The sequence below is a fragment of the Streptomyces sp. NPDC001450 genome (assembly GCF_053597295.1).
This window is the reverse complement of sequence record NZ_JBSFHY010000013.1, coordinates 1-20235: the sequence shown is the minus strand read 5'-3', so window position 1 is coordinate 20235 and position 20235 is coordinate 1. Positions and strand designations below refer to the sequence as shown.

Genomic DNA, 20235 nt, shown 5'->3' with positions numbered 1-20235 from the left:
CCGACGATCGAGGAAAGGCTCCGGGGCTGTACGGCTGTCACCAGGTTTGCACGGGTGGCCGTGTCGAATACGTGTCGACGTTTTCGGCCGGAACGGTCAACCGGCGTCCGGCAGTTCGGGGAGATCCCCCGCAGCTTCGCCCTCGGGAAGCTGCCCCTCGACACACCGGGCGCAGACCTGGGCGGGCGGTATCCCGTTGTTGAGCCACTTCGTCAGGCGCGTGTGCACGGGGGACGGCGCCGGCTCCGGCCGGCATCCACGGGTGACATCAACAGCGCCGGACTCGGGCACCCGTGCGCGGCCCGACACGTCCGGCCCAACCACCGGCTGACGCCGCCGGGCCGCGCTCAGACCGAACTCCTGAAGCGGTGCTCACCTTCTGCCACGTCGGATGGCAGAACCGGTTTGGCCTCCTGTCCGATCCAGTTGCTCAGGTGCGGGCGGCCGAGGCCGGCTTGCGGAGCATGAACACGTCGACCGGATCCTCGGTCTCGAGGGTGAAGCCGTGCCGCTCGTACAGCCGCCGGGCCGGGCTGCCCTGCAGCACTTGCAGACGGACCAGGGTGCCCTCGCGGTCGCACCGCTCCAGCAGCTCACGCAGTACGGCCCCGCCGATGCCGCTGCCCTGCAAGTGCGGGGCCAGGTAGAAGTGTTCCAGCCAGTGGGCGTCCGCGGCCGGGTTCAGCGCGACGCAGCCGGCGAACGCGCCGCCCACCTCGATCACCCAGGTGTGCGCCGGCGCGAACCTGTCCCGCAGCCGCTGCCGCACCCGATGCTCGTCGTACCGCCCGAGCCGCTCCAGATCCGCCCGCATCACCACGGCCCGCAGATCGGCCATCATCTCGAGGTCCGCCGACGATGCCGGCCGCATCTCCCAGTCCGCCATGATCGCCAGGCTATCGCGCGCCGAACTGCACGGTGCCGGGGCGTTGATGGCCTGGGCGGCGGTGCCAGGTGAAGCGCAGGTCCTCGCGGAAGCGGACCCGCACCTCGGGGCAGCGGTGGATGTTGCGGACGTAGCCCGCCCGCCTCGACGCGCGCAGCGGGCCGCGTCCGGCGCTGGCGGCGGCCCTGCGCGAACTGCTGCTGGCGCGAGCGCTCGACGAGGCGCGGCTCGCGGAGTGCCGCGTGTACGTCGCCTTCGCCGCCCGCGCCGCCACCTCGCCCGTGCTCGCGGCCGTCCAGCGGGAGGCGCTGGCCGCGATCCATGCCGAACTGCGGCAGGCGCTGGGCGCGGTGCCGCCCGCGCCGGGGGCCGCGGCCCGACCCGGAGGTCGAGGCCCGGCTGCTGCTGGCCGTCACCGACGGCCTTGTGTTCGACGCGGTCAGCGCCCCGGGGACCTTCACCCGGGCCGATCTGGAGACCGCACTGGAGACCGCACTGAACACCTGCCTGGACCGGCTGCTGCCCGGCGAAGGTGAACGGCAGTCAGGCCGCCAGTTCCGCGTCCCCCTCATCCCCTTCCGCGCGTTCCGCCGCCGCCCTCGCCGCCAGTGCGTTCGCCGCCGCGTTGAAGCGCTCCATGGAGGTCGGGTGGTCCGGGCCGAGGACGTACTCCTTGAGGGTGCGGCGGTCGAGGGTCATCGGGTCGGTGTACGGCGCACGGACCGCGTTCAGGATCTCCGGGAGGCGGGTGCACTCGCGGTCGAGGAGGTAGGCGCCGCCGGCGGTGGTGTAGGCGGCCCGGAACTCGTCGTCGGGCAGGTCGCGGGCGTTGGTGAGGACGTACGGCTTGAGGCTGGCCACGAAGTCGGCGACGACCGAGGAGACGTCGCTGATGAGGATGTCCGCCTGGTTGAAGCACTCGTAGAGGGCGGGCAGTTGTTTGAGGATCACGTTGTGGCGGACCGGACCCCGGCTCTCCCAGAAGATCCGGTGCCACTCGGCGCGCAGTTCCTGCCACTCGGCCGCCCCCGCGCGGTCGGGTACCCGGGCCTCGCGCAGCTGCTCGGCGTCGTCGCCGCCGAGCCGGCCGGCCAGTTCGTCGAGGCGGGCCTGTATCTCCTGCAGCCGGGGTTTCGCCGCGGCGACCGCGGCTTCCGCCTCCGCGGCGCCGCGCTGCTCGTTGTCGGTCCGCAGCAGCTCGCGGATCGCCTTGTCGGCCGCGGCCGCCTCGGCGGAGCGCTTGCCGGTGAGCGGGTGCGGCTTGTAGATGACCCGGACGTTCTGCTCGAGGAGCCTCTCGATCAGGGGCACGCCCATCGGGATCAGCGAGGTGTGGCAGTCGTCGTCGCTCCAGCCCTCCCAGGTGGGCGCGTAGAGGACGACGGGGAGCGGGCCGGGCGTGTGCTCGGCGTGCAGGCGGATCGGGGAGAGCTGCGGGCGGCCCACCTCGACGATGGCGCTGTCGCTGATGGCGTGCCGGACGCGCTGGTAGCGGTCGCGGCCCGCGCGGCCGGCCACCCAGATCTCGTCGTACACCTTGCTGACCCGATTGCTGCTGGCGAGCTTGTCGCTGTCGCCGTGACCGATGAAGACGTGCTTGGCCTCGGCCACCCGCAGCATGTGCACGTTCTTGCCGGCGTTGCCCGGGTAGAGGACGACCCGGACGCCGGACAGCTCCAGTTCGGCCAGGTCGTCGGCCTTGGGGACGCAGACCACCGGGATCCAGGTGCGGCTGAGATAGCGGAACGAGGCCCGCTCCCGAAGGATGATGACCGGGCGCAGGTCGAGCTGCTCCAGCGTCTCGATCCACATGTTGACCTGGTACATGAAGTCCCGGGAGACGGACGCGAAGCTGAAGTACAGCGCCACCTCGGGTCGGTATCCGGCGAGTTGGCGGTTGACCTCGGCGAACACCTCGTCCCGGGCGGGCATGCGGCGGACCCTGCGGTACTGGCCCAGCAGCGCGAGGACGCCCACCACGGTCACACCGACGGTCAGCGCGAAGCCGGCGGACGCCGGGCCCCAGGTCCCGGCGGCCAGCGCGGCGAGGAGGCCGGCGTGGGCCGGCAGGTCCAGGTGGAGGAGCTTGCGCAGGTAGCGCCGGTAGAGGACGGCGGGCGGCTGCTTCGGGACGGGCAGCCCGCTCATGTCGAGGTTGCGCACGACCAGCGGCAGCACCCGGCGCCGGCGGACGGCGTGATGCACCGCCGTGTACAGCATCATCATCGCGAAGTGGGCGCTGAAGACGGCGAGCGCGGCGACCAGCACCTCGTCCGGCGCGTCCATCCGGCTGGCCAGCGCGAGCAGCATCACCGTACGGACGGCGAAGCGCAGCGGGCGGGTGAGCTGCAGCGTCGCCAGCCTGCGCACGAAGCCCGGAGCCCTGGAGTGCAGCACCTCGTCCACGAGATACGTCACCGCAGACGCCGCGGCGAAGCCCCACAGGGACGGCAGCAGCGCGAAGACGGGCAGCGCGGCGAAGCCGGCACCGAGCAGGAGTACGAGGAGCAGGTCGGCGGCCCCGCGCACACGCAGGACACCACACAACCGACGGATCGTCATGAGCAGGATTCCTCTTCCGGGATGGCAGGCGTGTGGTGGGGCAAACGCCGCTGTTCACCAGTTCGACGTAAGAAGAGGGTGAAGAGTTGTACACCAGACAGAAAGAAGCAGTTCACGTTCCGTTTGGCTGGGATACGGAGCCCGGCTCCCGCTCCCGGCCGGCCGGTACAGTCGCCGCGGGGAAGGGAGAGACGACGTGCGACTTCGCTGTGCGGTACTGGACGACTTCCAGGGTGTGGCCACCGAGTATGCCGACTGGTCGGTGATCGAGGATCAGGTGGAGGTCGTCGCACTGCGCGAGCACCTCGACGGCGAGGACGCCCTCGCCGCAGCCCTCGCCGACTACGACATCGTCGTCACCCTGCGCGAACGCGTCCCGTTCCCCGGTTCGCTGATCGCCCGTCTCCCGCGGCTGAGGCTGCTCGTCGCCTCGGGGATGCGTAACAGCGTCATCGACTACGCCGCCGCCGAGGCGCACGGCGTCACCGTGTGCGGTACGGCGAGTGCGTCGACGCCTCCCGTGGAGCTGACCTGGGCGCTGCTGCTGGGTCTGGCCCGCGGGATCGTCGAGGAGAGCAGCGCGCTGCGCTCCGGCGGGCCCTGGCAGTCCACCGTCGGCGCCGACCTGCACGGCCTCCGGCTCGGACTGCTCGGACTCGGGAAGATCGGCGGCCGGGTGGCGCAGGTCGGGCTCGCCTTCGGCATGCGGGTCTGCGCCTGGAGCCAGAACCTGACCAAGGAGCGGGCCGAGGAGGTGGGCGTGGAACTCGCCGCCTCCAAGGAGGACCTGCTGGCCACCAGCGACTTCGTCTCCGTCCACCTGGCCCTCGGCGACCGCACCAGGGGCCTCGTCGGCGCCGCCGAGCTGGCCCTGATGAAGCCGACCGCCTACCTGGTCAACACCTCCCGTGCGGCGATCGTGGACCAGGACGCCCTGCTGGCCACGCTCCACGAGGGCCGGATCGCGGGCGCCGGCGTGGACGTCTTCGACGTCGAGCCACTGCCCGCGGACCACCCGATGCGCACCGCACCCCGTCTCCTCGCCACGCCCCACCTCGGCTACGTGTCCCGGGCCAACTACGCGACGTACTACGGGCAGGCGGTGGAGGACGTCCAGGCCTACCTCGCGGGTTCTCCGGTACGACGACTGCCCTGAGGCCTCGTCACACGGGGGCCGGACCGGTACGGCAACCAGCCCGACGCCCCGTCAGTCGGTCTCCGGGCGCCGGTAGATCGCGTCGCTCCGGTGCAGATGGTGGAGGTCCACCAGGTAGCGCCGGAGCGTCACATGGTCGATCTCGTCGGAGTCCTCGCACCAGGCCCGCAGGCGCTCGTTCACGACGCGTTCCGGGTACTCGACGCCCGGCTCGAAGGTCCGCTCGGCGATGTGCCGCAGCACCAGCTTCTTCCGGGTCCACTGGGCGGGCAGCCGTACCAGCCGCCCGTCCCGTACGAAGGTGTCCAGGACGGCGTCCGTCCCGTCCCCGGCCCGTGGTGTCGGGCGCTCCCGCCGGGCCAGCTGGCGGAACAGGGCGTAGGAGACGGCCGGTCCGCCCCGCGCGCCGTCCGTCACCACGCCCTGTTCGCGCAGCCGCAGCAGCGCCAGCGCCGTGTCCTTCGCCGACAGCCCGGCCACCTCGGCGATCCGCTCGGGGCTGTCCGCGCCCAGTGCCACGGCGGCGAGGGCGCGCAGCCGGCTCCCCTCGGCCAGCAGCCCGATCAGCTGCCGGGCCCGCTCGGTCGTGTCGGTGCCGGTATCGGTGTCGGTGCCGGTCTCGGTGGTCATGACCGGAGGTTAGGGGGACGGCCGCACCCGACGCCTCCCAATAACACCGGCCGGAGCGGCTCCCCTTGTTGAAAGAGCGATCCTCCGCTGATCACCGTGAGGCACTGGTGCCGTGGTGATCAGCGGGGCCGGTCTGGCCCAGGCCCAGGTCGGCGCCGGGGACGGTCTGCAGGACCGGGGTGATGACGCCGGCCTGGGGAAGCTTGAGGTCCGGGAGGCCGAAGTTGTCCGGGTTGGGCTGGGTCAGGGGGGCGTCCAGCGCCAGGCCGGGGCCGAGGGTGCGCAGGTCGGAGGCGGGGGCGCCCACGCCGAGGTGGTCGAAGCCGTCACCGAGGACGTGCGGCAGGGGTGTTCTGAGGTCCGCGCCGGGCAGGGCACCGGTCACCGGCAGCTGGGGCACCGTCCGCTCGGGCAGGAGCCGGCCGGTGACGTACCGCGGCCCCTCGGGGGCGCCCGGCATCAGCAGCGGTACCTCCAGGCCGGCCTTGGGCATCTCCGTGTTCAGGGAGTCGGAGACGCCCTCCAGCGGCACGGGGACGGGGACCGCACCGACCGCCGCGGCGGGGGCGGCGACCCCCACGGCGGCCGCGACGCCTGCGACGACGGCGGCAAGGGTTCCTCGGGTGGTCGACTTCATGGCAGGTACGGGCCTTTCAGGATGCGGAGGGTTCGACGTCCGTACCGCGTAACGAGCCGGAAAACGCCATCACCGCACATTTCGCCCGAGTACAGCAATTGTCGACTCGTCACTCATCAGCTGTTCACTCAGCAGCCGTTCACTCATCAGCCGTTCACTCATCAGCTGGTCCAGAAGTCCCACCATCGCGTCAGTACGAGCATTCCGACGACACCGACGTGCAGGAGCGGAAGCAGCCAGGTGAATTCCGCGAAGAAGGTCCTGAGCCACCCGGGGGCGGGCAGGAACCCGTTTCTGACGACCAGCGAGGTGGCGTACCAGAACATGACGATCGTGGCGACCCACGCCAGAGCGCACCACAGGCACAGCGCGTTGATCCGGTACAGCGACTGGAACTGCAGCCAGGTGCAGAACCCCACGCCGAACAGGCACCCGGCCTCGAACAGCAGCCAGTACCAGCCGGGGAACCTGGCGTCGGCCAGCAGGCTCACGCCGACACAGACGACGATGCCGTAGGCCACCAGGCCCAGCATCGGGTTGGGGAACCCGAAGGCCGAGGCCTGGTCGCTCTTCATCACGCTGCCGCAGGACACCACCGGGTTCAGACTGCACCCGGGGACGAAGTTCGGGTTCTCCAGCAGCTTGAACTTGTCGAGGGTGATGACCCAGGAGGCGAGCAGTCCGGCCGCCCCGGTGATCACCAGCAGCAGCCCGAACCCCCTGCCGCCGACCAGGGTCCGCGGCATCAGCGGCGCAGGCTGCGGGCCGGCAGGACGATGTGCACGGCGGCCTTCAGGGTCTCCTCGGCACCGGCGAAGGCGGCCAGCGCGGCGGGCTCGACGGGCTTGCCGGGCTCGCCCTCGGGCCAGGCGCGGGTGGTGAAGACGAGGTGAGCGTAACCACGCTTGGCGACGGCGGCGAGCCACTCCGGCGGCGCGTCGGCCTGGGCGACCAGCTGCGGCATGTTGAGGACGGCCTGGCCGGCCTCGACGAGCAGGGTGACGGGCAGGCTGGGCTTGGTGGTGCCGTCGACCAGGTCGCCGCCGACCGGCAGGCCGTTGCCTACCAGCATCTGCTCGACCGCGGCGGCGGTGGCCGCCGGACCGCCCTCGGCGTCCCCGAGGGAGTAGGCCAGCAGGTAGGGCATGTCGCTGCCGTCGGGTGCCTCGCCGCTCCAGGGAAGGACGACGAGCGTGCCGAGGGCGGCGGCGCGGAAGGGGCGGGCTTCGCTTGAGGTTGAGGTCACCGCGCGACCTTATCGACGGGATGTGGCGCGGCCCGGCGGCTTCTCACTCTTACGGACCAGCGCCCGGGGCCGCTCCACACGATCGAGGGAAGGAGCCTCGAACCTCAGCCCTGCAGGGGCAGGCCGCCGAGCAGCGGGTTGTGCTGGTTCAGGGCACCGGTGGCGCCCTTGACGGTGTTGAGCACGGAGTCCTTGTTCTCGGTGTTGAGCGCGTCCGACTGGTGCTGCAGCGGCATGACGTCGTTCAGGGTGAGGCCGCCCTTGGAGAGCGTGTTCACGGCGCCGTTGAGGCTGGTGGGCGTGAGGTCGGCGGTGCTGTGGGCGGCGAACGCGGGCGCGGCGACACCGGCGAGGGCCACGGAACCGGCAACGACAGCGGCAGCCTTCAGGGACTTCATCCTGTTCCTTTCTTCGGCAACTCAGGTCACCCCAGAGAGTTCTGACGCCGTGCCTAACGAGAGCCCTCCAAGCCGGAAACCCCGCGCCGAGAAGACATATGAGATCCCCTTCCCGCCGGTGAACAGCCCTCAGCCGTCGTGTCCGACGTTTACGACGTTTACGACGGACACGACGGCCGAGGCAGCGGGAGTCGCGCGGATCACCCGGTGGGCAGCGACGGGTCCGCCGGCAGGCTGGGCAGCGGCAGGGGCAGGCCGTCGAGGGCCGAGGTGATCAGGTCGACCAGGTCGACCAGGTCGCTCACGGCTCCGGTGACGGTGGCCGGCAGCGCGTCGAGGTTGGAGGTGACGGCCTGGAGCAGCGCGTCGATCGCGTTCTGCAGGTCGTCGGTGAGGTCGCGGGCCTGGGGCACCTTGACGTCACTCTTGGCGAACGCGGCCGGCAGGGGCGCGGCCGAGGCGGCGGCCATGCTCGGCGAGGCCGGAGTGGTGGGCGTCGCCGGGGTCGTGTGAGTCGCCGGGGCGGTCGGCGCTCCCGCGGTGGCCTCGGCGATGGCCTCCTTGGCCGCGTCGCCGAGCTTCCGGGCCTGGTCGGGGGTCAGCCGGCCCTTCTGGAGGGACTGCTCGAGCAGGTCGATGACCGGGTTGAGCACGGGGTCGACGTTGCGCAGGGACCTGACCTGGGCGAGCAGGGCATCGGCGCCGGGGACCGCCGAGTGGGAGCCGGCGTGGGTGCGCCCCCGGGCCGAGTCGGCGGCTACGGCGGCGGGGCCGGCGATGCCGACCAGGAGGGCGGCGCAGAGGGTGGTGGACGCGAGACGCCGCGCGGGCAGCACACGCATGGGGGTTCCTTTCGGTGGGGCAGGGGCCTGAGCCCACCGTTGGACCAGCCATGGCGTTCCGCAACCGCTCACCTACCCGGAGTGAACCATCCGGGGGGAGACCTGAACCGGCCGCCTGCCCGCGGACGATGCGCGGGCAGGCGGCCGGCCGAAGGGCTGCGTCCCGACGTCAGCCGTTGGCGCAGCTGTTGCCGAACGCCGGGTTCAGCAGACCGATGACGTCGACAGTGTCGCCGCAGACGTTGACCGGCACGTGGACCGGGACCTGGACGACGTTGCCCGACGCCACGCCCGGCGAGTTGGCGGCGGTACCGAGCGCGCCGGAGTCGGCGGCAGCCACACCGGCACCGCCGGCGACGGCCGCGATGGCGGCGGAGGTCAGGACCAGACCCTTCGCGATACGCGACATGGAGAAGAGCTCCTTGGAATCGACACGACCATCCGGGCGGGATGCCCGGCGCTGTGTCAACGCACGGGGCCCCTTGGAGTTGTGCCGCCAATGGAGTGATTCCTCCAGAAGAAACCTTCACGATTCCAGAACATTTACCCACCCGCATGCCCCGAGCGCCCCCCGTGAGCGAGGTAACCCGCGCAATGCACCAGTCAGCACCCGGCTTCCGGCCGCGGGTCCTGCATCTCGCGCAACCCGTCGACGGCGGGGTGGCCCGGGTCGTACCGAACCTCGCACGGGCCCAGCTCGCGGCCGGTCTGCGGGTCACGGCCGGCTGTCCCGCCGGCCAACTCGCCGCGGGCCTGCGGGACCTGGGCGCCGGTGTCCGCGAGTGGCGGGCCGGCCGCCGGGTCCGGGGATGGCCGGTGAGGTACGGCCGCTCGCAGGGCCGATCGACGAGGTACGGCCCGAACACTGGTGCACGCGCACAGCGCGAAGGCGGGGCTCGCCGCCCGGCTCGCCGTACGCGGGCGTATCCCGACCGTGTTCCGGCCGCATGCCTGGTCGTACAAGGCCGTCGGCGGAGCCACCGCCGCCCTCGCCTCTCCCGCCCCCGCCACACCCGGCTCCTCCCCCGCGCCCACGGCATCCGACCGCGCCGCCCTGCTGCCCGGCCCGGCCGGGGCCTGGTGGGTGCGGGAGCGGGTGGAGAGCCGGTGGAGGTGCTGCTCGGCCAGGAGGTGGCGGCGGCGCGTGAGGGGCCGGGCGGGCTGCGCCTGGAGACGCTGGCCCGGCGGGGCGGGACGCGGACGCCGGAGACCGGGCACGTCATCACGGCGACCGGGTACCGGGCCCACCGCGACCGGCTGCGGCTGCTCTCCCCCGAACTGCGCGCCCTGCCGGCGGCGACGTCCGACGGTGCCCCGGAGGTGGGGCTGGACTTCGAGTCGTCGTACCCCGGCCTGTTCCTGGCCGGTCTGGTCACGGCCTCGGGCTTCGGCCCGGCGATGCGCTTCGTGCACGGCGCGATCTTCACGGCGGGCACGCTGGTGCGCGGGGTACGGCGCCGGCTGCGCGCGGGGCCGGCGGGCCGGCGGCTCCCGGCCGCACGGCGTGGCGAGGTGCCGGAGGCGGTGGGGCACTGAAGGATGCGGTACGGCGCCACTGCGGACGGCGCTTGCGTGTGGCACGGGACGCGGGGTGCCGGGCACTGGGGTCCGGCACCTGGCGCGCTACCGACCGGAGGCCGTCCGGCCGCGTCGGTACAGGAGCATCCCGGCCGCGATCAGCGCGGCACTGGCGGCCGAGGTCGCCAGCATGGCCCCTGCGTCACCACCGGTGTGCGGCAGGCTGGGCGGCTGCCCCGGGGACTGGTCGCCACCGCCGCGCGGAGACGGAATCGTGTGGCTGCCACCGCCACGCGGAGCCGGAATCGTGTGGCCGACACCGCCCTGCGCAGACGGAGTCGTGTGGCTGCCGCCGCTGCGCGAAGACGGGGCCCGGTCGCCGCCGTCGCTCGTCGAACCGTGTGTGGTGGCACAGGAGTTGCCGAACGCCGGGTTCAGCGCGGCGGCCGCGTCCACGGAGTTGCCGCAGACGTTGACCGGGACGTCCACCGGGACCTGGACAGTGTTGCCGGACAGCACGCCGGGCGAGCCCTGGGCTTCGCCCTGCGCGCCGGTGTCAGCGAACGCGTGGCTGCCGCACAAGGACAGCATGCCTGTCGCGGCGGCGGCCACGACCATGCCCTTGCTGAGGGTCTGTCGCAATCTCGTTGTCTTCCTGCTCGAAGAAGTGGGAAGGCCGGCCTCGGGACGAAGGATCGAAGGATCGACGGTCCGAGGCCGGCCAGGACACAGCCGGTGGGCTGGTGCGTTGCGTTACGTGCGTCAGCCGTTGGCGCAGGTGTTGCCGAACGCCGGGTTCAGCAGGCCGATGACGTCGACCGAGTCCCCGCAGACGTTGACCGGCACGTGGACCGGGACCTGCACCACGTTGCCGGAGAGGACGCCGGGGCTGTTGTTCGCCGCACCGGTGGCCCCGGCGTCGGCGAACGCGGGAGCCGCCCCGCCCAGGGCCAGGATGGCGCCGGCAACGACGGCAGCGCTCTTCTTCATGAACTTTCCCTTCTCTGCGGTCATGCCCCTATGACGGCCGAAACCGAGCGAGCACAGCTTGAACGGCTCGCACCATGACCGGCAGGTTGTAAAACGAGGGATAGACGGCCGAAGAAACTACGGAACGCGCGTCGTCCTGGAATTCACTCGAACGCCTCCGGAAAATTGACACGTTGGCGTATACCGTGACGGAACGCTTCTTCGGGAAGGTCCGCGAAAGACGGCGAAAGCCGCCCGGGCAGCGGCGGGGAACTCCGCACGCCACCCGAGCGGCCTTCGGACCGGACCGGGTCAGCCGTTGCCGGTGCCGTTGGCGGACAGGACGGAGACGTCGTCCACGAGGTGCGACAGCGGCTCGTCACCCTTGGCCTGCGTCGAGTTCTCGGCGCACTGCTGGTTCTGCGCCGCGGACAACACCGGGATGTCCTGCACGCCGACGTTGACAGCAGCGAGGATGGACTGGGCATTGGCCTTCGCCGGCAGGCCGACACACAGCTTGTTGAGCGAGCTCTGGACCAGCGACAGCTGCGGGCTCATGTTCCCACCCGTGGCGGAGTTGCCGAACGACTGAACGGCGTTGTTGCCGCTGAGGGCGGTGGTGCCCGTGTCGTTGCCGATGGCAAGCGCCTGGGGGGCCACCGCCGCCGACACGCCGACCACGGACGCGGCGACCGCCGCCGCGGCCATTGCCTTCTTCAGCATTTCGCTTTCCTTTCCTCGCTGCTCGCCAAGACCCGCCTTCCTGCTCCGCATCAACCACGACCGAACCGATTGGTTGCGGGGCATCACCCGATCGGACCGTTCGGCTGCGTGGATTCGGTGGAATTCCCCTGCCGTTCGCCCCTTGCGCATGCGTCACGGCCCCTGTGTAGGCCATCAGAGTGAAGGACAGCAACCCATCGTCTGATGGGCAGTTGACCAGGACGCTCCGATGGACGGGGTTTCTCCAGAAGGGAATTGCAAGTGATCAAGAAGGTTCTGGCCTCCGCCGCGGTCGCCGCCTCCGTCGTCGGCTTCTCCGCCACCGCCGCGTCGCCGGCCCTCGCCACCGGCAACGACACGGGCACCACCGCCCTCAGCGGCAACGACGCCGTTCAGTCGTTCGGCAACTCCAGCACGAGCGGGGACCTGAGCCCCCAGCTGGCGCTCATCCAGGGCTCGTTCAACAAGCCCTGCGTCGGGCTGCCGGCCAAGGTCAACGCCCAGTCCATCCTGGCGCTGGCCAACGTCGGCGTTCAGGACATCCCGGTCCTGTCCGCGCCGCAGAACCAGCAGTGTGTCGAGAACTCCACCCAGGCCAAGGGTGACGAGCCGCTCTCGCACATCCTGGACGACATCTCCGCGCTGTCCGCCAACGGCACCAGCAACAGCTGATCCGGAGATCGCCCCGGCCCGCACGGGCCCTCCCCGACGGGCCGCCGACTTCTCGGCGGCCCGTCGGCCTGTTCCGGCCCACCCGGATGCACCAAAGACAGGGCGCTCATCACCTCATCGGACTGCGCTGCTCCGATCGAGGCAAAGTCCGCAACTCCGGCGCGGCCCGGGCCGTTGACGATCACGCAGCTCCTCCCCGGAGTCCGCCTTTCGAAAGGGAACGAACATGAAGAAGCTGTGGGCAACCGCGGCCGTCGCCGCCTCCGTCGCCGGTCTCGCGGGTGCGGCCGCTCCCCAGGCCCTTGCCACCGGCAACGACCACGGCACCACGGCCCTGAGCGGCAACGACGCCCAGTCCTCGTTCGGCAACTCCGGCACGCTCGGCAACCAGAGCCCGCAGCTGTCGCTGGTCCAGAGCTCGGTGAACAAGCCCTGCGTCGGCCTGCCGGCGAAGGTCGACGTCCAGTCGGTGGCCGCGCTCATCGCGAACGTCGGCGTCCAGGACGTCCCGGTTCTGTCCGCGCCGCAGAACCAGCAGTGCGCGGAGAACTCGACCCAGGCCAAGGGCGACGAGCCGCTCTCGCACGTCCTGGACGACATCTCGGCCCTGTCGGCGAACGGCAACTCCAACAGCTGAGCAGACTCCCCGAACGGCGGGTCACCGGTTCCTCCGGTGACCCGCCGTTCGCGTGTGCCACCTCCGGTACAGCTCCTCGATCCGCTCGGCGTAGGCCGCCGTCACGGCGTGCCGCTTCACCTTCAGGGACGGGGTCAGCAGCCCGTTGTCCTCGGTGAACTCCCCCTCGACGAGCGCGAAGGCACGGATCGACTCGGCGCGTGAGACGGCCTCGTTGGCGTAGTCGACCGCCTTCTGCACCTCGGCCCGCAACCGCTCGTCACGGACCAGCTCGGACAGCGGGGTGTCCGGGGGCAGCCTGCGCACCGCCAGCCAGTGGGCGACCGCCTCGGGGTCGAGGGCGATCAGGGCCGCCACGAAGGGCCGGTTGTCCCCGACGACCACGCACTGGCCGACCGGTGAGCGGCTGCGCAGCCGGTCCTCCAGCACGGCCGGGGAGACGTTCTTGCCGCCGGAGGTGACGAGGATGTCCTTCTTGCGGCCGGTGATGGTGAGGTAGCCGTCCTCGTCCAGGGAGCCGAGGTCGCCGGTGGCGAACCAGTCGTCGGCGAGGACGGCGTCGGTGGCCGCCGGGTTGTTCCAGTACGACCCGAAGACCACCCCGCCCTTGATCAGCACTTCTCCGTCGTCGGCGATGCGCACGGACACGCCGGGGATCGGCAGGCCGACCGTGCCGGGGCGGGGGCCGAGCGGGGGCACGATGGTCGCGGCCGCGCTGGTCTCGGTCAGGCCGTAGCCCTCGTAGACGACGATCCCGGCCGCGTGGAAGAACAGGTTGAGGTTGCGGTCCAGCGGGGAGCCGCCGCTGATGGCGTACCGCATACGGCCGCCCAGCTCCTTGCGGATGCGCCGGTAGACCAGCAGGTCGTACAGGGCCCAGGCCGCGTACAGGCCGGGCCCCGGGCCCTTGCCGGTGCCGAGGAACTTCCTCAGGTAGGCCTCGCCGAAGCGCACGGCGATCCGTTCGGCGCGGTCGAAGGAGGCACCGCGGCCGATCTTCTCGGCGGTGGCGCGCCCGGTGTCGTGGATCTTCTCGAAGAGGTACGGCACCCCGACCAGGAAGGTGGGCCGGAACTCCTTGAGCGCGGGCCGGAGTTCGTCGGGCTTGACGCTCGGGAAGTGGCCGGTCTCGATCCGGCCCATCAAGCAGGCGAGTTGCAGGGTGCGGCCGAGGATGTGGGCGAGCGGCAGGAAGAGCAGGGTGGAGGCGGTTCGGCCGGTGACGGCCTGGAAGACCGGGTGCAGCAGTTCGAGGGTGTTGGCGGCCTCGGCGTGCAGGTTGGCGTGGGTGAGGACACAGCCCTTGGGCCGGCCTGTGGTGCCGGAGGTGTAGCAGAGGGTGGCGATTGTGTCGGGGGTCAGGGCGGCGCGCCGCTTGGCGACCTCGTCGTCGGACAGATCGCTGCCGAGGGCGGTGAGGTCGGCGAGTGCGCCGCCCGCCGCGATGGGGGTCCCCCCGCGCGAGCCAGGTTCGAGCGTGGGGGAGGCTGATGTCGGCGTCAGCTGCCACAGGCGCGGTGGCCGGGAGTGGCCCGCGGTGCCGGTGGTGACCGTGGCGGTGTTCTCGGCGGTCTCGGTGACGACGTACCGGGCGTCGGAGTCGCGGACGATCCACTCCACCTGCTCGGCGGAGGAGGTCGGGTAGACGGGCACGGACTGGCCGCCGGCCGCCCAGATCGCGAAGTCCAAGGCGGTCCACTCGTAGCGGGTGCGGGACATCACGGCGACCCGGCCACCCGGTTCGAGTCCGGCGACGATCAACCCCTTTGCGACGGCGGTGACTTCGGCGGCGAAGGCGGCCGCCGTGACCGGGCGCCAGTCGCCCTCGGCACGGCGGCGCAGCAGCACCGCGTCCGGTGTCTCGGCCGCGTGCGTGAACGGGAGGTCGGCCAGGGAGCCGGCGGCGAGCGGCGGTGCCAGGGGCGCCGCCCGCACCTCGCGCACGGCGCCCGTCGCGTCCCTGACGATCTCCACCGAGCCACGGGCCGCCAGGTCGGTGCGCTGCCGTGCCCGCTTCAGATCCCTGCGTACGCCCATGACGGCTCCCGGTGCCGGCTCTGACATGCCTGCCGGGACGGCAACTTACTCCGAAGTAAGGAACGGTCAATGGGACGTGCGGTGTCTCAGTCCCCGGAGTCCGTGTCGCGCGCCTCCCGGATCGCGTCGGCGAGGGCCTGGACGTCCTGGTCCTCGGTGACGTCGGCCAGCGTGGCCGCCCGGGCGGCGAGACGGGTGAGGCTCAGGGCGCCGGGGAGGGCGGGGCCGTGGTCGGTGCCGCCGCCTCGCAGGGCGTCGGCGAAGTAGGCGGCGACCGCCGTGACCTGGAAGCGGGGGCTCGCCTCCCAGACGGAGTCCTTGAGGGCGCCGGTCTCCAGGGCGCCGGTCTCCTCGTGCGGGGCCCTGGTGGTGGGGTCGAGCCAGCGGACGGTGGCGGTGGCGAGGTGGCCGTCGGCACCCGGCCTGGTGCGCACCGCGTACAGGGCGGTCACGGTGTGGCCGGGGCCGACCTCGCCGCCGTCCACGCGGTCGTCGCGGAAGTCGTCGTCGGCGACCTTGCGGTCGTCGTAGCCGACGAGGCGGAACTCGGCGACGGTGTGCGGGTCGAAGGCGACCTGGGCCTTGGCGTCGCGGGCGGTCAGCTCGATGTTCTGCGGGAGTTGCTCGCAGAACACCTTGCGGGCCTCGTCGGTGTCGGAGACGTAGGCGGTGTGGCCGTCGCCCTTGTCGGCGAGGCGTTCCATGAGGGCGTCGCCGTAGTTGCTGCCGACGCCGACGCCGAAGAGGGTGACGCCGTGCTCGCGGCGGGCGGAGTCGATGCGGCGCAGGATCGCGTCGGGGCTGGTCTCGCCGTCGTTGGCGAGGGCGTCGGAGACCAGGACGACCCGGTTGGTGGCGCCCTTGCGCAGGCCCTCGACGGCGGTGGCGTAGCCGGTCTCGACGCCCGCGCCGAGGTTGGTGGAGGACTGGGCCTCGAGGCCGTCGATGGCGTCGTGGACCTCGCCGCGGTGACCGCCGAGCCGGGTCATCGGCAAGATGGTCTCGGCGTGTTCGCTGAAGGTGACGACGGCCACCGAGTCGTCGTCACGCAGCCGGTCCGTCATGGTGTTCAGGGACTGCCGGGCGAGGTCGAGCCGGCCGGGTTCGTCCATGGAGCCGGAGACGTCGACGACGAAGGTGAGCGCGGCCGGCGGGCGCTTGCGCGCGGGTTCGGCGGCCCGGGTGGCGAGGCCGACGCGGACCAGGGACCAGTCCGGCCTGGCGGTGCGGGCGCCGTCGACGGTGACGGAGAAGCCGTTGCCGTCGGGGCGGCGGTAGTCCTGGCGGAAGCTGTTGACGAACTCCTCGGGGCGGACGGTCGACGGGTCGGGTGTGCGGCCGTCGGCGAGGGTGCGGCGGGCGTAGGTGTAGGAGGCGGTGTCGACGTCGAGGGCGAAGGTGGAGAGCTGGTCGTCGGACGGGGCCGTCTCGAAGCCCCGGTCGTCGCCCCGGTCGTTCCGGCCGGGGGCGGGGGCGGGCAGGCCGTGCTTGTCGGCGCTGTTGGTGTGGTCCTCGGTGCCGCCCGCCCCGCAGGCCGTCAGCAGCAGGCTGCCCGCTGCCGTGAGGGCGAGCAGCGTGCCACGTATCCGCCGTGATCGATGTGTCCGGTTCCGCTCCATCTCGCGTTCCCCCTGCGTCGGTTGACGTCGGCTTGCGACCTCTGCCGACTGTGACGGCGCGGGATGCCGGAACGTGCGCCCCAGGGTGTTGCGGATGCGTCTCGAACCGGCCACGGCCGGGGCCCGTCGAGACCGGCGGGTGATCCTCCGGTGACCTAGGACACCACGTCCTTGCGGGCGAAACCCCGGAAGGCCAGGGCGAACAGCACCAGGGCGTACGTTATGGAAATCGCGGTGCCCTGGATCATGCCGGACCACTCGGGGTGCGGCTGGACGGCGTCGGCCCAGGCGAACTGCCAGTGCGCGGGCAGGAAGTCACGCCAGTGGCCGAGGGCGGTGACCGCGTCCAGGACGTTGCCGACGATGGTCAGGCCGACCGCGCCGCCGACCGCGCCGAGCGGGGCGTCCGTCCTGGTCGACAGCCAGAACGCCAGTCCCGCGGTGACCAGTTGGGACACGAAGACGTACACCACGACCATCACGAGCCGCTGCGCGGCCGTACCGGAGTCCAGTTGGCCGCCGGTGGGGATCTGCAGCGGCCCCCAGCCGTAGGCGGCCGTGCCGACGGCGAGGGCGACCACGGGCAGCAGCACCATCGCGGCGAGGCTCAGCCCGAGCCCCACGGCGAGCTTGGACCACAGCAGCCGGGCCCGGGGCACGGGCGCGGCCAGCAGATAGCGCAGCGAGGACCAGCTCGCCTCGGAGGCGACCGTGTCCCCGCAGAACAGGGCGACCGGGATCACCAGCAGGAAGCCCGCCGAGACGAACAGGTTGACCGCGGCGAAGTTGGCGCCGGACGCGGTGGCCGTGTCCATCAGCGTGACCTGGCCATTGCGCCCTGCCGGATCGCCGCCGATCGCGAAGGCGATGAGCAGCACGAACGGCAGGACGGCCAGGATCCCGCCCATGATCAGCGTGCGGCGCCGCTTGAGCTGGCGGACCAGTTCCACGCGCAGGGGCAGGGTGCGGGCCGCGCGGTAGCCGGAGGCCGTCTCGGTGCGCTCGGCCAGCGTGCTCATGCGGAACCTCCGATCAGGGTGAGGAAGGCGTCTTCCAGGCGCCGGTGCGGGCCGACCGAGGCGACGGGCACCTCCAGGCGCACCAGCTCCACGACGAGGCGCTCGGCCGAGCCGCCGGGTTCGAGGCGGACCAGCAGCCCGTCCTCGGTGCGCACGGCGGAGGCGACGCCGGGCAGCGCGGCCACCTTCTCCACGACCGGCTCCTCCACGGGCGTGCCGGTGCCGACCAGCAGGGTGTCGCCGGAGCCCACGATCTCGCCCACCGGGCCCGCCTGGACGAGGCGGCCGCGGTCCATCACCACCAGGTGGGTGCAGGACTGCTCGACCTCGGCGAGGAGATGGCTGGAGACGATCACCGTGCGGCCCGCGGCCGCGTAGCGGATCATCACCTCCCGCATCTCGCGGATCTGCGGCGGGTCGAGGCCGTTGGTCGGCTCGTCCAGGATGAGCAGGTCCGGCAGGCCGAGCATGGCCTGGGCGATGGCGAGGCGCTGGCGCATGCCCTGGGAGTAGGTGCGCACCGCCCGGGCGAGGGCGTCGCCGAGGCCGGCGATCTCCAGGGCCTCGTCCAGGTGCGCGTCCTCGGGCGGACGGCCGGTGGCCCGCCAGTACAGCTCCAGGTTCTCCCGGCCGGACAGGTGCGGCAGAAAGCCCGCGCCCTCCACGAAGGCGCCGACCCGCGACAGCACGGGCGCCCCGGGCCGGATGGCGTGGCCGAAGACGCGGATCTCGCCGCCGTCCGGCTTGATCAGGCCCATCAGCATGCGCAGGCTGGTGGTCTTGCCCGCGCCATTGGGCCCGAGCAGGCCGAGGACCTGGCCCTTCTCCACGCGGAAGGACAGCTCGCGCACCGCGTACCGGTCGGCGGACCTGGAGTACCGCTTGCTCAGGTCCGTTATCTGCAGCGGGACTTCGGCGAGTGCCGGGTCGGGCGCGGGGGCGGTCGTACGGCGGCGCCCGGTGAACAGCAGGGCGAGCGCGCCCGCGGCTCCGGCCAGGGGCAGCCACCACACCCAGGCGGGCAGGGGGGCCGCCGCGGTGGTGACGGCGGGGGCCGTCGGCACGCTCAGGTCTCCCCGGAGGGCGACGGTGTACGTTGCCGGGGCGGCCGGTGAGGCGTAACCGAGGTCGGTGGAGGCGAGGACCAGGCGCAGCCGGTGGCCCTTCTGGACCTCGTGGTCGATCGCCGGGAGGGAGATCGTGACGTCCTTGCCGGTCTTGGCGCCGGTCACCCGCAGGGGAGCGACGAGCTGGGAGGGCAGCACCTGCTGCCTGCCGTCGGGGCCGACGTCGTAGACCTTGCCGAACAGGACGGCGTCCTCGCTGGTGGAGGTTACGTGGGCCGTCACGGTCGGCGAGCCGGTGATCCTGAGGTCGGTGGTCACGGGTGCCGAGTCGAACCTGGCGTACTGGCCGGGGAAGTCGAGGGAGACGCCGACGCCGAGCGCGGAGAGCTGGGCGAGGCCGCCGGTGCCGCCGAGGCCGGGCAGGGCGGAGACGCCGGGCGGGCTGGCGCCGGCCGGGTTCGCGAAGTGCTGCTCGCGGCCGGTCAGGGCGATGGCCCGCCGGTGGTCGTGCAGGCCGGGATAGCTCTTGGCGCTCGCGCCGCGCAGCTGGGCGGCGCCGTCGGTGGAGTCGACGCCTCCCGTGCGGGTGATCCGGAAGGCCGGGCCTGTGCCGGCGGACGTGTCGCCCTTGAGGTAGCGGTCGAACCAGGTCTGCACCCGCCCCTGCACCCGGCCGCTCTCCAGGTCGCCGCCGTCGTGTCCGCCCGCGATCCAGTCGACGTCGACCGGGGCGCCGTTCGCCCGGATGGCCTTCGCGGCGGCGTCGGACTGGGCGAGGGTGAACAGGGAGTCGGTCTGGCCCTGCACCAGCAGGGTGGGCACCTTGATGCGGTCGGCGACCGCGGACGGCGAGCGCTCCTCCAGCAGCCTCCGGGCGGCCGCGTCCGGGGTGCCGGACTCGGCGACCCGGTCGTACATCCGGCACAGCTCCGGCTCGAACCTGGCGCAGCCGCCCCCGGTGTTGAAGAAGATGCCGGCCCACAGTTTCTTGAACACGCCGTTCGGGAACAGGGCGTCGGCCAGGTTCCAGTAGGTGATGGCCGGGGCGATGGCGTCGACGCGGCGGTCGTGTCCGGCGGCGAGCAGGGAGATCGCGCCGCCGTAGGAGCCGCCGGCCACGCCCACGCGCGGGTCGCCCGGCTTGTCGAGACGGACCTGGGGCCGCTTCGCCAGCCAGTCGATGAGCCGGGAGACGTCGGCAGCCTCGTGCTTCGGGTCGTTCAGCCCGATCTTTCCGGTGGAGCGGCCGAAGCCGCGCGCGGACCAGGTCAGCACCGCGTACCCGTCGCGGGCGAGGTCCTCGGCCTGCTGCCGTACGTCGTCCTTGCTGCCGCCGAAGCCGTGCCCGAGCAGGACGGCGGGGCGACGGCCGGCGGCGGCGACCGTGAAGTACGAGGTGTCGATGCGTGTTCCGTCGGCCATGGTCATGACCCGGTCGCTCCGGTGCACCGGAGGCGCGTCGTCGGAGGCGACGGCCGTCCACGTACCGGCGCCGGCGAGCACCACGACGGCGGCCGCGGCGGCCCCCGCGCCCCCCCCGCCCCCAACACCCCCCCCCCCCCCCCGGCCGAGAAAAAAACAAGACCAAAACGTAGGAGAAAACCCCCCCCCCGGCGC

The 20235-nt window shown here is 72.2% G+C and carries 22 protein-coding genes and 1 pseudogene; 6 read left to right on the top strand and 17 right to left on the bottom strand.

The genetic code is table 11. From position 1 onward, the window contains the following. Positions 1-430: 430 nt before the first annotated feature. Positions 431-886, bottom strand: a complete 456-nt coding sequence (locus ACWC5O_RS16395) for an N-acetyltransferase family protein (RefSeq protein ID WP_450580581.1) — start codon at positions 884-886, stop codon at positions 431-433. A 10-nt stretch (positions 887-896) separates the two neighbouring features. Beyond that, positions 897-1160: a hypothetical protein gene (locus ACWC5O_RS16390; RefSeq protein WP_450580580.1), complete on the bottom strand. Its 264-nt coding sequence runs from the start codon at positions 1158-1160 to the stop codon at positions 897-899. On the opposite strand from ACWC5O_RS16390, the gene ACWC5O_RS16385 reads away from it, so the two are divergent. After that, the gene (locus tag ACWC5O_RS16385) at positions 1060-1422 is read left to right on the top strand and encodes a TetR family transcriptional regulator C-terminal domain-containing protein (RefSeq protein WP_450580747.1); all 363 of its coding nucleotides are present in this window, start codon (positions 1060-1062) and stop codon (positions 1420-1422) included. The genes ACWC5O_RS16390 and ACWC5O_RS16385 overlap by 101 nt on opposite strands. A 7-nt stretch (positions 1423-1429) precedes the next feature. Here the strand turns inward: ACWC5O_RS16385 and ACWC5O_RS16380 are convergent, their stop codons facing one another. Next, positions 1430-3448, bottom strand: coding sequence for a hypothetical protein (locus ACWC5O_RS16380; RefSeq protein WP_450580579.1), 2019 nt, complete (start codon positions 3446-3448; stop codon positions 1430-1432). 196 nt (positions 3449-3644) lie between these two features. On the opposite strand from ACWC5O_RS16380, the gene ACWC5O_RS16375 reads away from it, so the two are divergent. Continuing rightward, positions 3645-4604, top strand: coding sequence for a D-2-hydroxyacid dehydrogenase family protein (locus ACWC5O_RS16375; RefSeq protein ID WP_450580578.1), 960 nt, complete (start codon positions 3645-3647; stop codon positions 4602-4604). Between the two features lie 51 nt (positions 4605-4655). Here ACWC5O_RS16375 and ACWC5O_RS16370 read toward each other — a convergent pair whose 3' ends face one another. The 7 genes from ACWC5O_RS16370 to ACWC5O_RS16340 form a co-directional block, all read right to left on the bottom strand. Beyond that, the gene (locus ACWC5O_RS16370; RefSeq protein ID WP_450580577.1) at positions 4656-5234 is read right to left on the bottom strand and encodes a DUF2087 domain-containing protein; all 579 of its coding nucleotides are present in this window, start codon (positions 5232-5234) and stop codon (positions 4656-4658) included. 91 nt (positions 5235-5325) lie between these two features. Continuing rightward, positions 5326-5871 (bottom strand): hypothetical protein, encoded by a 546-nt coding sequence (locus tag ACWC5O_RS16365; protein WP_450580576.1) that lies wholly within the window; start codon positions 5869-5871, stop codon positions 5326-5328. A 161-nt stretch (positions 5872-6032) separates the two neighbouring features. Further along, positions 6033-6617 carry a vitamin K epoxide reductase family protein gene (locus tag ACWC5O_RS16360; RefSeq protein WP_450580575.1) on the bottom strand — a complete coding sequence of 195 codons (585 nt, stop codon included), beginning with the start codon at positions 6615-6617 and terminating at the stop codon, positions 6033-6035. Then, positions 6617-7117 (bottom strand): DUF5949 family protein, encoded by a 501-nt coding sequence (locus ACWC5O_RS16355; protein ID WP_450580574.1) that lies wholly within the window; start codon positions 7115-7117, stop codon positions 6617-6619. The genes ACWC5O_RS16360 and ACWC5O_RS16355 overlap by 1 nt, the downstream gene beginning before the upstream one ends. 104 nt (positions 7118-7221) lie before the next feature. Further along, positions 7222-7515, bottom strand: coding sequence for a hypothetical protein (locus ACWC5O_RS16350; RefSeq protein ID WP_450580573.1), 294 nt, complete (start codon positions 7513-7515; stop codon positions 7222-7224). Positions 7516-7715: 200 nt separating this feature from the next. Next, complete coding sequence (locus ACWC5O_RS16345) at positions 7716-8357, bottom strand: hypothetical protein (RefSeq protein ID WP_450580572.1); 642 nt, start codon at positions 8355-8357, stop codon at positions 7716-7718. Positions 8358-8526: 169 nt separating this feature from the next. Further along, the gene (locus ACWC5O_RS16340) at positions 8527-8766 is read right to left on the bottom strand and encodes a chaplin (protein ID WP_450580571.1); all 240 of its coding nucleotides are present in this window, start codon (positions 8764-8766) and stop codon (positions 8527-8529) included. Between the two features lie 185 nt (positions 8767-8951). Here ACWC5O_RS16340 and ACWC5O_RS16335 point away from each other — a divergent pair. Beyond that, positions 8952-9351, top strand: a pseudogene (locus ACWC5O_RS16335) (glycosyltransferase family 4 protein); the annotation flags it as partial. A gap of 113 nt (positions 9352-9464) precedes the next feature. Beyond that, positions 9465-9893, top strand: a complete 429-nt coding sequence (locus ACWC5O_RS16330; RefSeq protein WP_450580570.1) for a hypothetical protein — start codon at positions 9465-9467, stop codon at positions 9891-9893. A gap of 87 nt (positions 9894-9980) precedes the next feature. On the opposite strand, the gene ACWC5O_RS16325 is transcribed toward ACWC5O_RS16330, so the two are convergent. The 3 genes from ACWC5O_RS16325 to ACWC5O_RS16315 all read right to left on the bottom strand — a co-directional run bounded on the left by ACWC5O_RS16325 (position 9981) and on the right by ACWC5O_RS16315 (position 11567). Further along, positions 9981-10517 carry a chaplin gene (locus ACWC5O_RS16325; RefSeq protein WP_450580569.1) on the bottom strand — a complete coding sequence of 179 codons (537 nt, stop codon included), beginning with the start codon at positions 10515-10517 and terminating at the stop codon, positions 9981-9983. 120 nt (positions 10518-10637) lie between these two features. Further along, positions 10638-10865, bottom strand: a complete 228-nt coding sequence (locus tag ACWC5O_RS16320) for a chaplin (protein ID WP_450580746.1) — start codon at positions 10863-10865, stop codon at positions 10638-10640. 291 nt (positions 10866-11156) lie between these two features. Then, complete coding sequence (locus ACWC5O_RS16315) at positions 11157-11567, bottom strand: rodlin (RefSeq protein ID WP_450580568.1); 411 nt, start codon at positions 11565-11567, stop codon at positions 11157-11159. Between the two features lie 261 nt (positions 11568-11828). Here ACWC5O_RS16315 and ACWC5O_RS16310 point away from each other — a divergent pair, with 261 nt between their 5' ends. After that, complete coding sequence (locus ACWC5O_RS16310) at positions 11829-12239, top strand: rodlin (protein ID WP_450580567.1); 411 nt, start codon at positions 11829-11831, stop codon at positions 12237-12239. A 226-nt stretch (positions 12240-12465) separates the two neighbouring features. Next, on the top strand, positions 12466-12876 hold the full coding sequence (locus tag ACWC5O_RS16305; RefSeq protein WP_450580566.1) for a rodlin: 411 nt from the start codon (positions 12466-12468) through the stop codon (positions 12874-12876). Positions 12877-12897: 21 nt separating this feature from the next. On the opposite strand, the gene ACWC5O_RS16300 is transcribed toward ACWC5O_RS16305, so the two are convergent. The 4 genes from ACWC5O_RS16300 to ACWC5O_RS16285 form a co-directional block, all read right to left on the bottom strand. Beyond that, a complete protein-coding gene (locus ACWC5O_RS16300) occupies positions 12898-14913 on the bottom strand; it encodes an AMP-dependent synthetase/ligase (RefSeq protein ID WP_450580565.1) in 2016 nt (671 codons plus the stop codon). A gap of 86 nt (positions 14914-14999) precedes the next feature. Further along, the gene (locus ACWC5O_RS16295) at positions 15000-16532 is read right to left on the bottom strand and encodes a YfbK domain-containing protein (protein WP_450580564.1); all 1533 of its coding nucleotides are present in this window, start codon (positions 16530-16532) and stop codon (positions 15000-15002) included. A gap of 155 nt (positions 16533-16687) precedes the next feature. Next, positions 16688-17551: an ABC transporter permease gene (locus tag ACWC5O_RS16290; protein ID WP_450580563.1), complete on the bottom strand. Its 864-nt coding sequence runs from the start codon at positions 17549-17551 to the stop codon at positions 16688-16690. Beyond that, positions 17548-20124, bottom strand: coding sequence for a CocE/NonD family hydrolase (locus tag ACWC5O_RS16285; RefSeq protein ID WP_450781008.1), 2577 nt, complete (start codon positions 20122-20124; stop codon positions 17548-17550). Before ACWC5O_RS16285 ends, ACWC5O_RS16290 begins: the two co-directional genes overlap by 4 nt. Between the last annotated feature and the right edge of the window lie 111 nt (positions 20125-20235).

Bases quoted from the DNA above. Each gene is read 5' to 3' on its own strand.
- ACWC5O_RS16370 (WP_450580577.1), bottom strand. From the start codon at position 5,234: ATGACCACCGAGACCGGCACCGACACCGATACCGGCACCGACACGACC.
- ACWC5O_RS16380 (WP_450580579.1), bottom strand. From the start codon at position 3,448: ATGACGATCCGTCGGTTGTGTGGTGTCCTGCGTGTGCGCGGGGCCGCC.
- ACWC5O_RS16350 (WP_450580573.1), bottom strand. From the start codon at position 7,515: ATGAAGTCCCTGAAGGCTGCCGCTGTCGTTGCCGGTTCCGTGGCCCTC.
- ACWC5O_RS16295 (WP_450580564.1), bottom strand. From the start codon at position 16,532: ATGGAGCGGAACCGGACACATCGATCACGGCGGATACGTGGCACGCTG.
- ACWC5O_RS16290 (WP_450580563.1), bottom strand. From the start codon at position 17,551: ATGAGCACGCTGGCCGAGCGCACCGAGACGGCCTCCGGCTACCGCGCG.
- ACWC5O_RS16320 (WP_450580746.1), bottom strand. From the start codon at position 10,865: ATGAAGAAGAGCGCTGCCGTCGTTGCCGGCGCCATCCTGGCCCTGGGC.
- ACWC5O_RS16315 (WP_450580568.1), bottom strand. From the start codon at position 11,567: ATGCTGAAGAAGGCAATGGCCGCGGCGGCGGTCGCCGCGTCCGTGGTC.
- ACWC5O_RS16345 (WP_450580572.1), bottom strand. From the start codon at position 8,357: ATGCGTGTGCTGCCCGCGCGGCGTCTCGCGTCCACCACCCTCTGCGCC.
- ACWC5O_RS16305 (WP_450580566.1), top strand. From the start codon at position 12,466: ATGAAGAAGCTGTGGGCAACCGCGGCCGTCGCCGCCTCCGTCGCCGGT.
- ACWC5O_RS16340 (WP_450580571.1), bottom strand. From the start codon at position 8,766: ATGTCGCGTATCGCGAAGGGTCTGGTCCTGACCTCCGCCGCCATCGCG.
- ACWC5O_RS16360 (WP_450580575.1), bottom strand. From the start codon at position 6,617: ATGCCGCGGACCCTGGTCGGCGGCAGGGGGTTCGGGCTGCTGCTGGTG.
- ACWC5O_RS16395 (WP_450580581.1), bottom strand. From the start codon at position 886: ATGGCGGACTGGGAGATGCGGCCGGCATCGTCGGCGGACCTCGAGATG.
- ACWC5O_RS16365 (WP_450580576.1), bottom strand. From the start codon at position 5,871: ATGAAGTCGACCACCCGAGGAACCCTTGCCGCCGTCGTCGCAGGCGTC.
- ACWC5O_RS16300 (WP_450580565.1), bottom strand. From the start codon at position 14,913: ATGGGCGTACGCAGGGATCTGAAGCGGGCACGGCAGCGCACCGACCTG.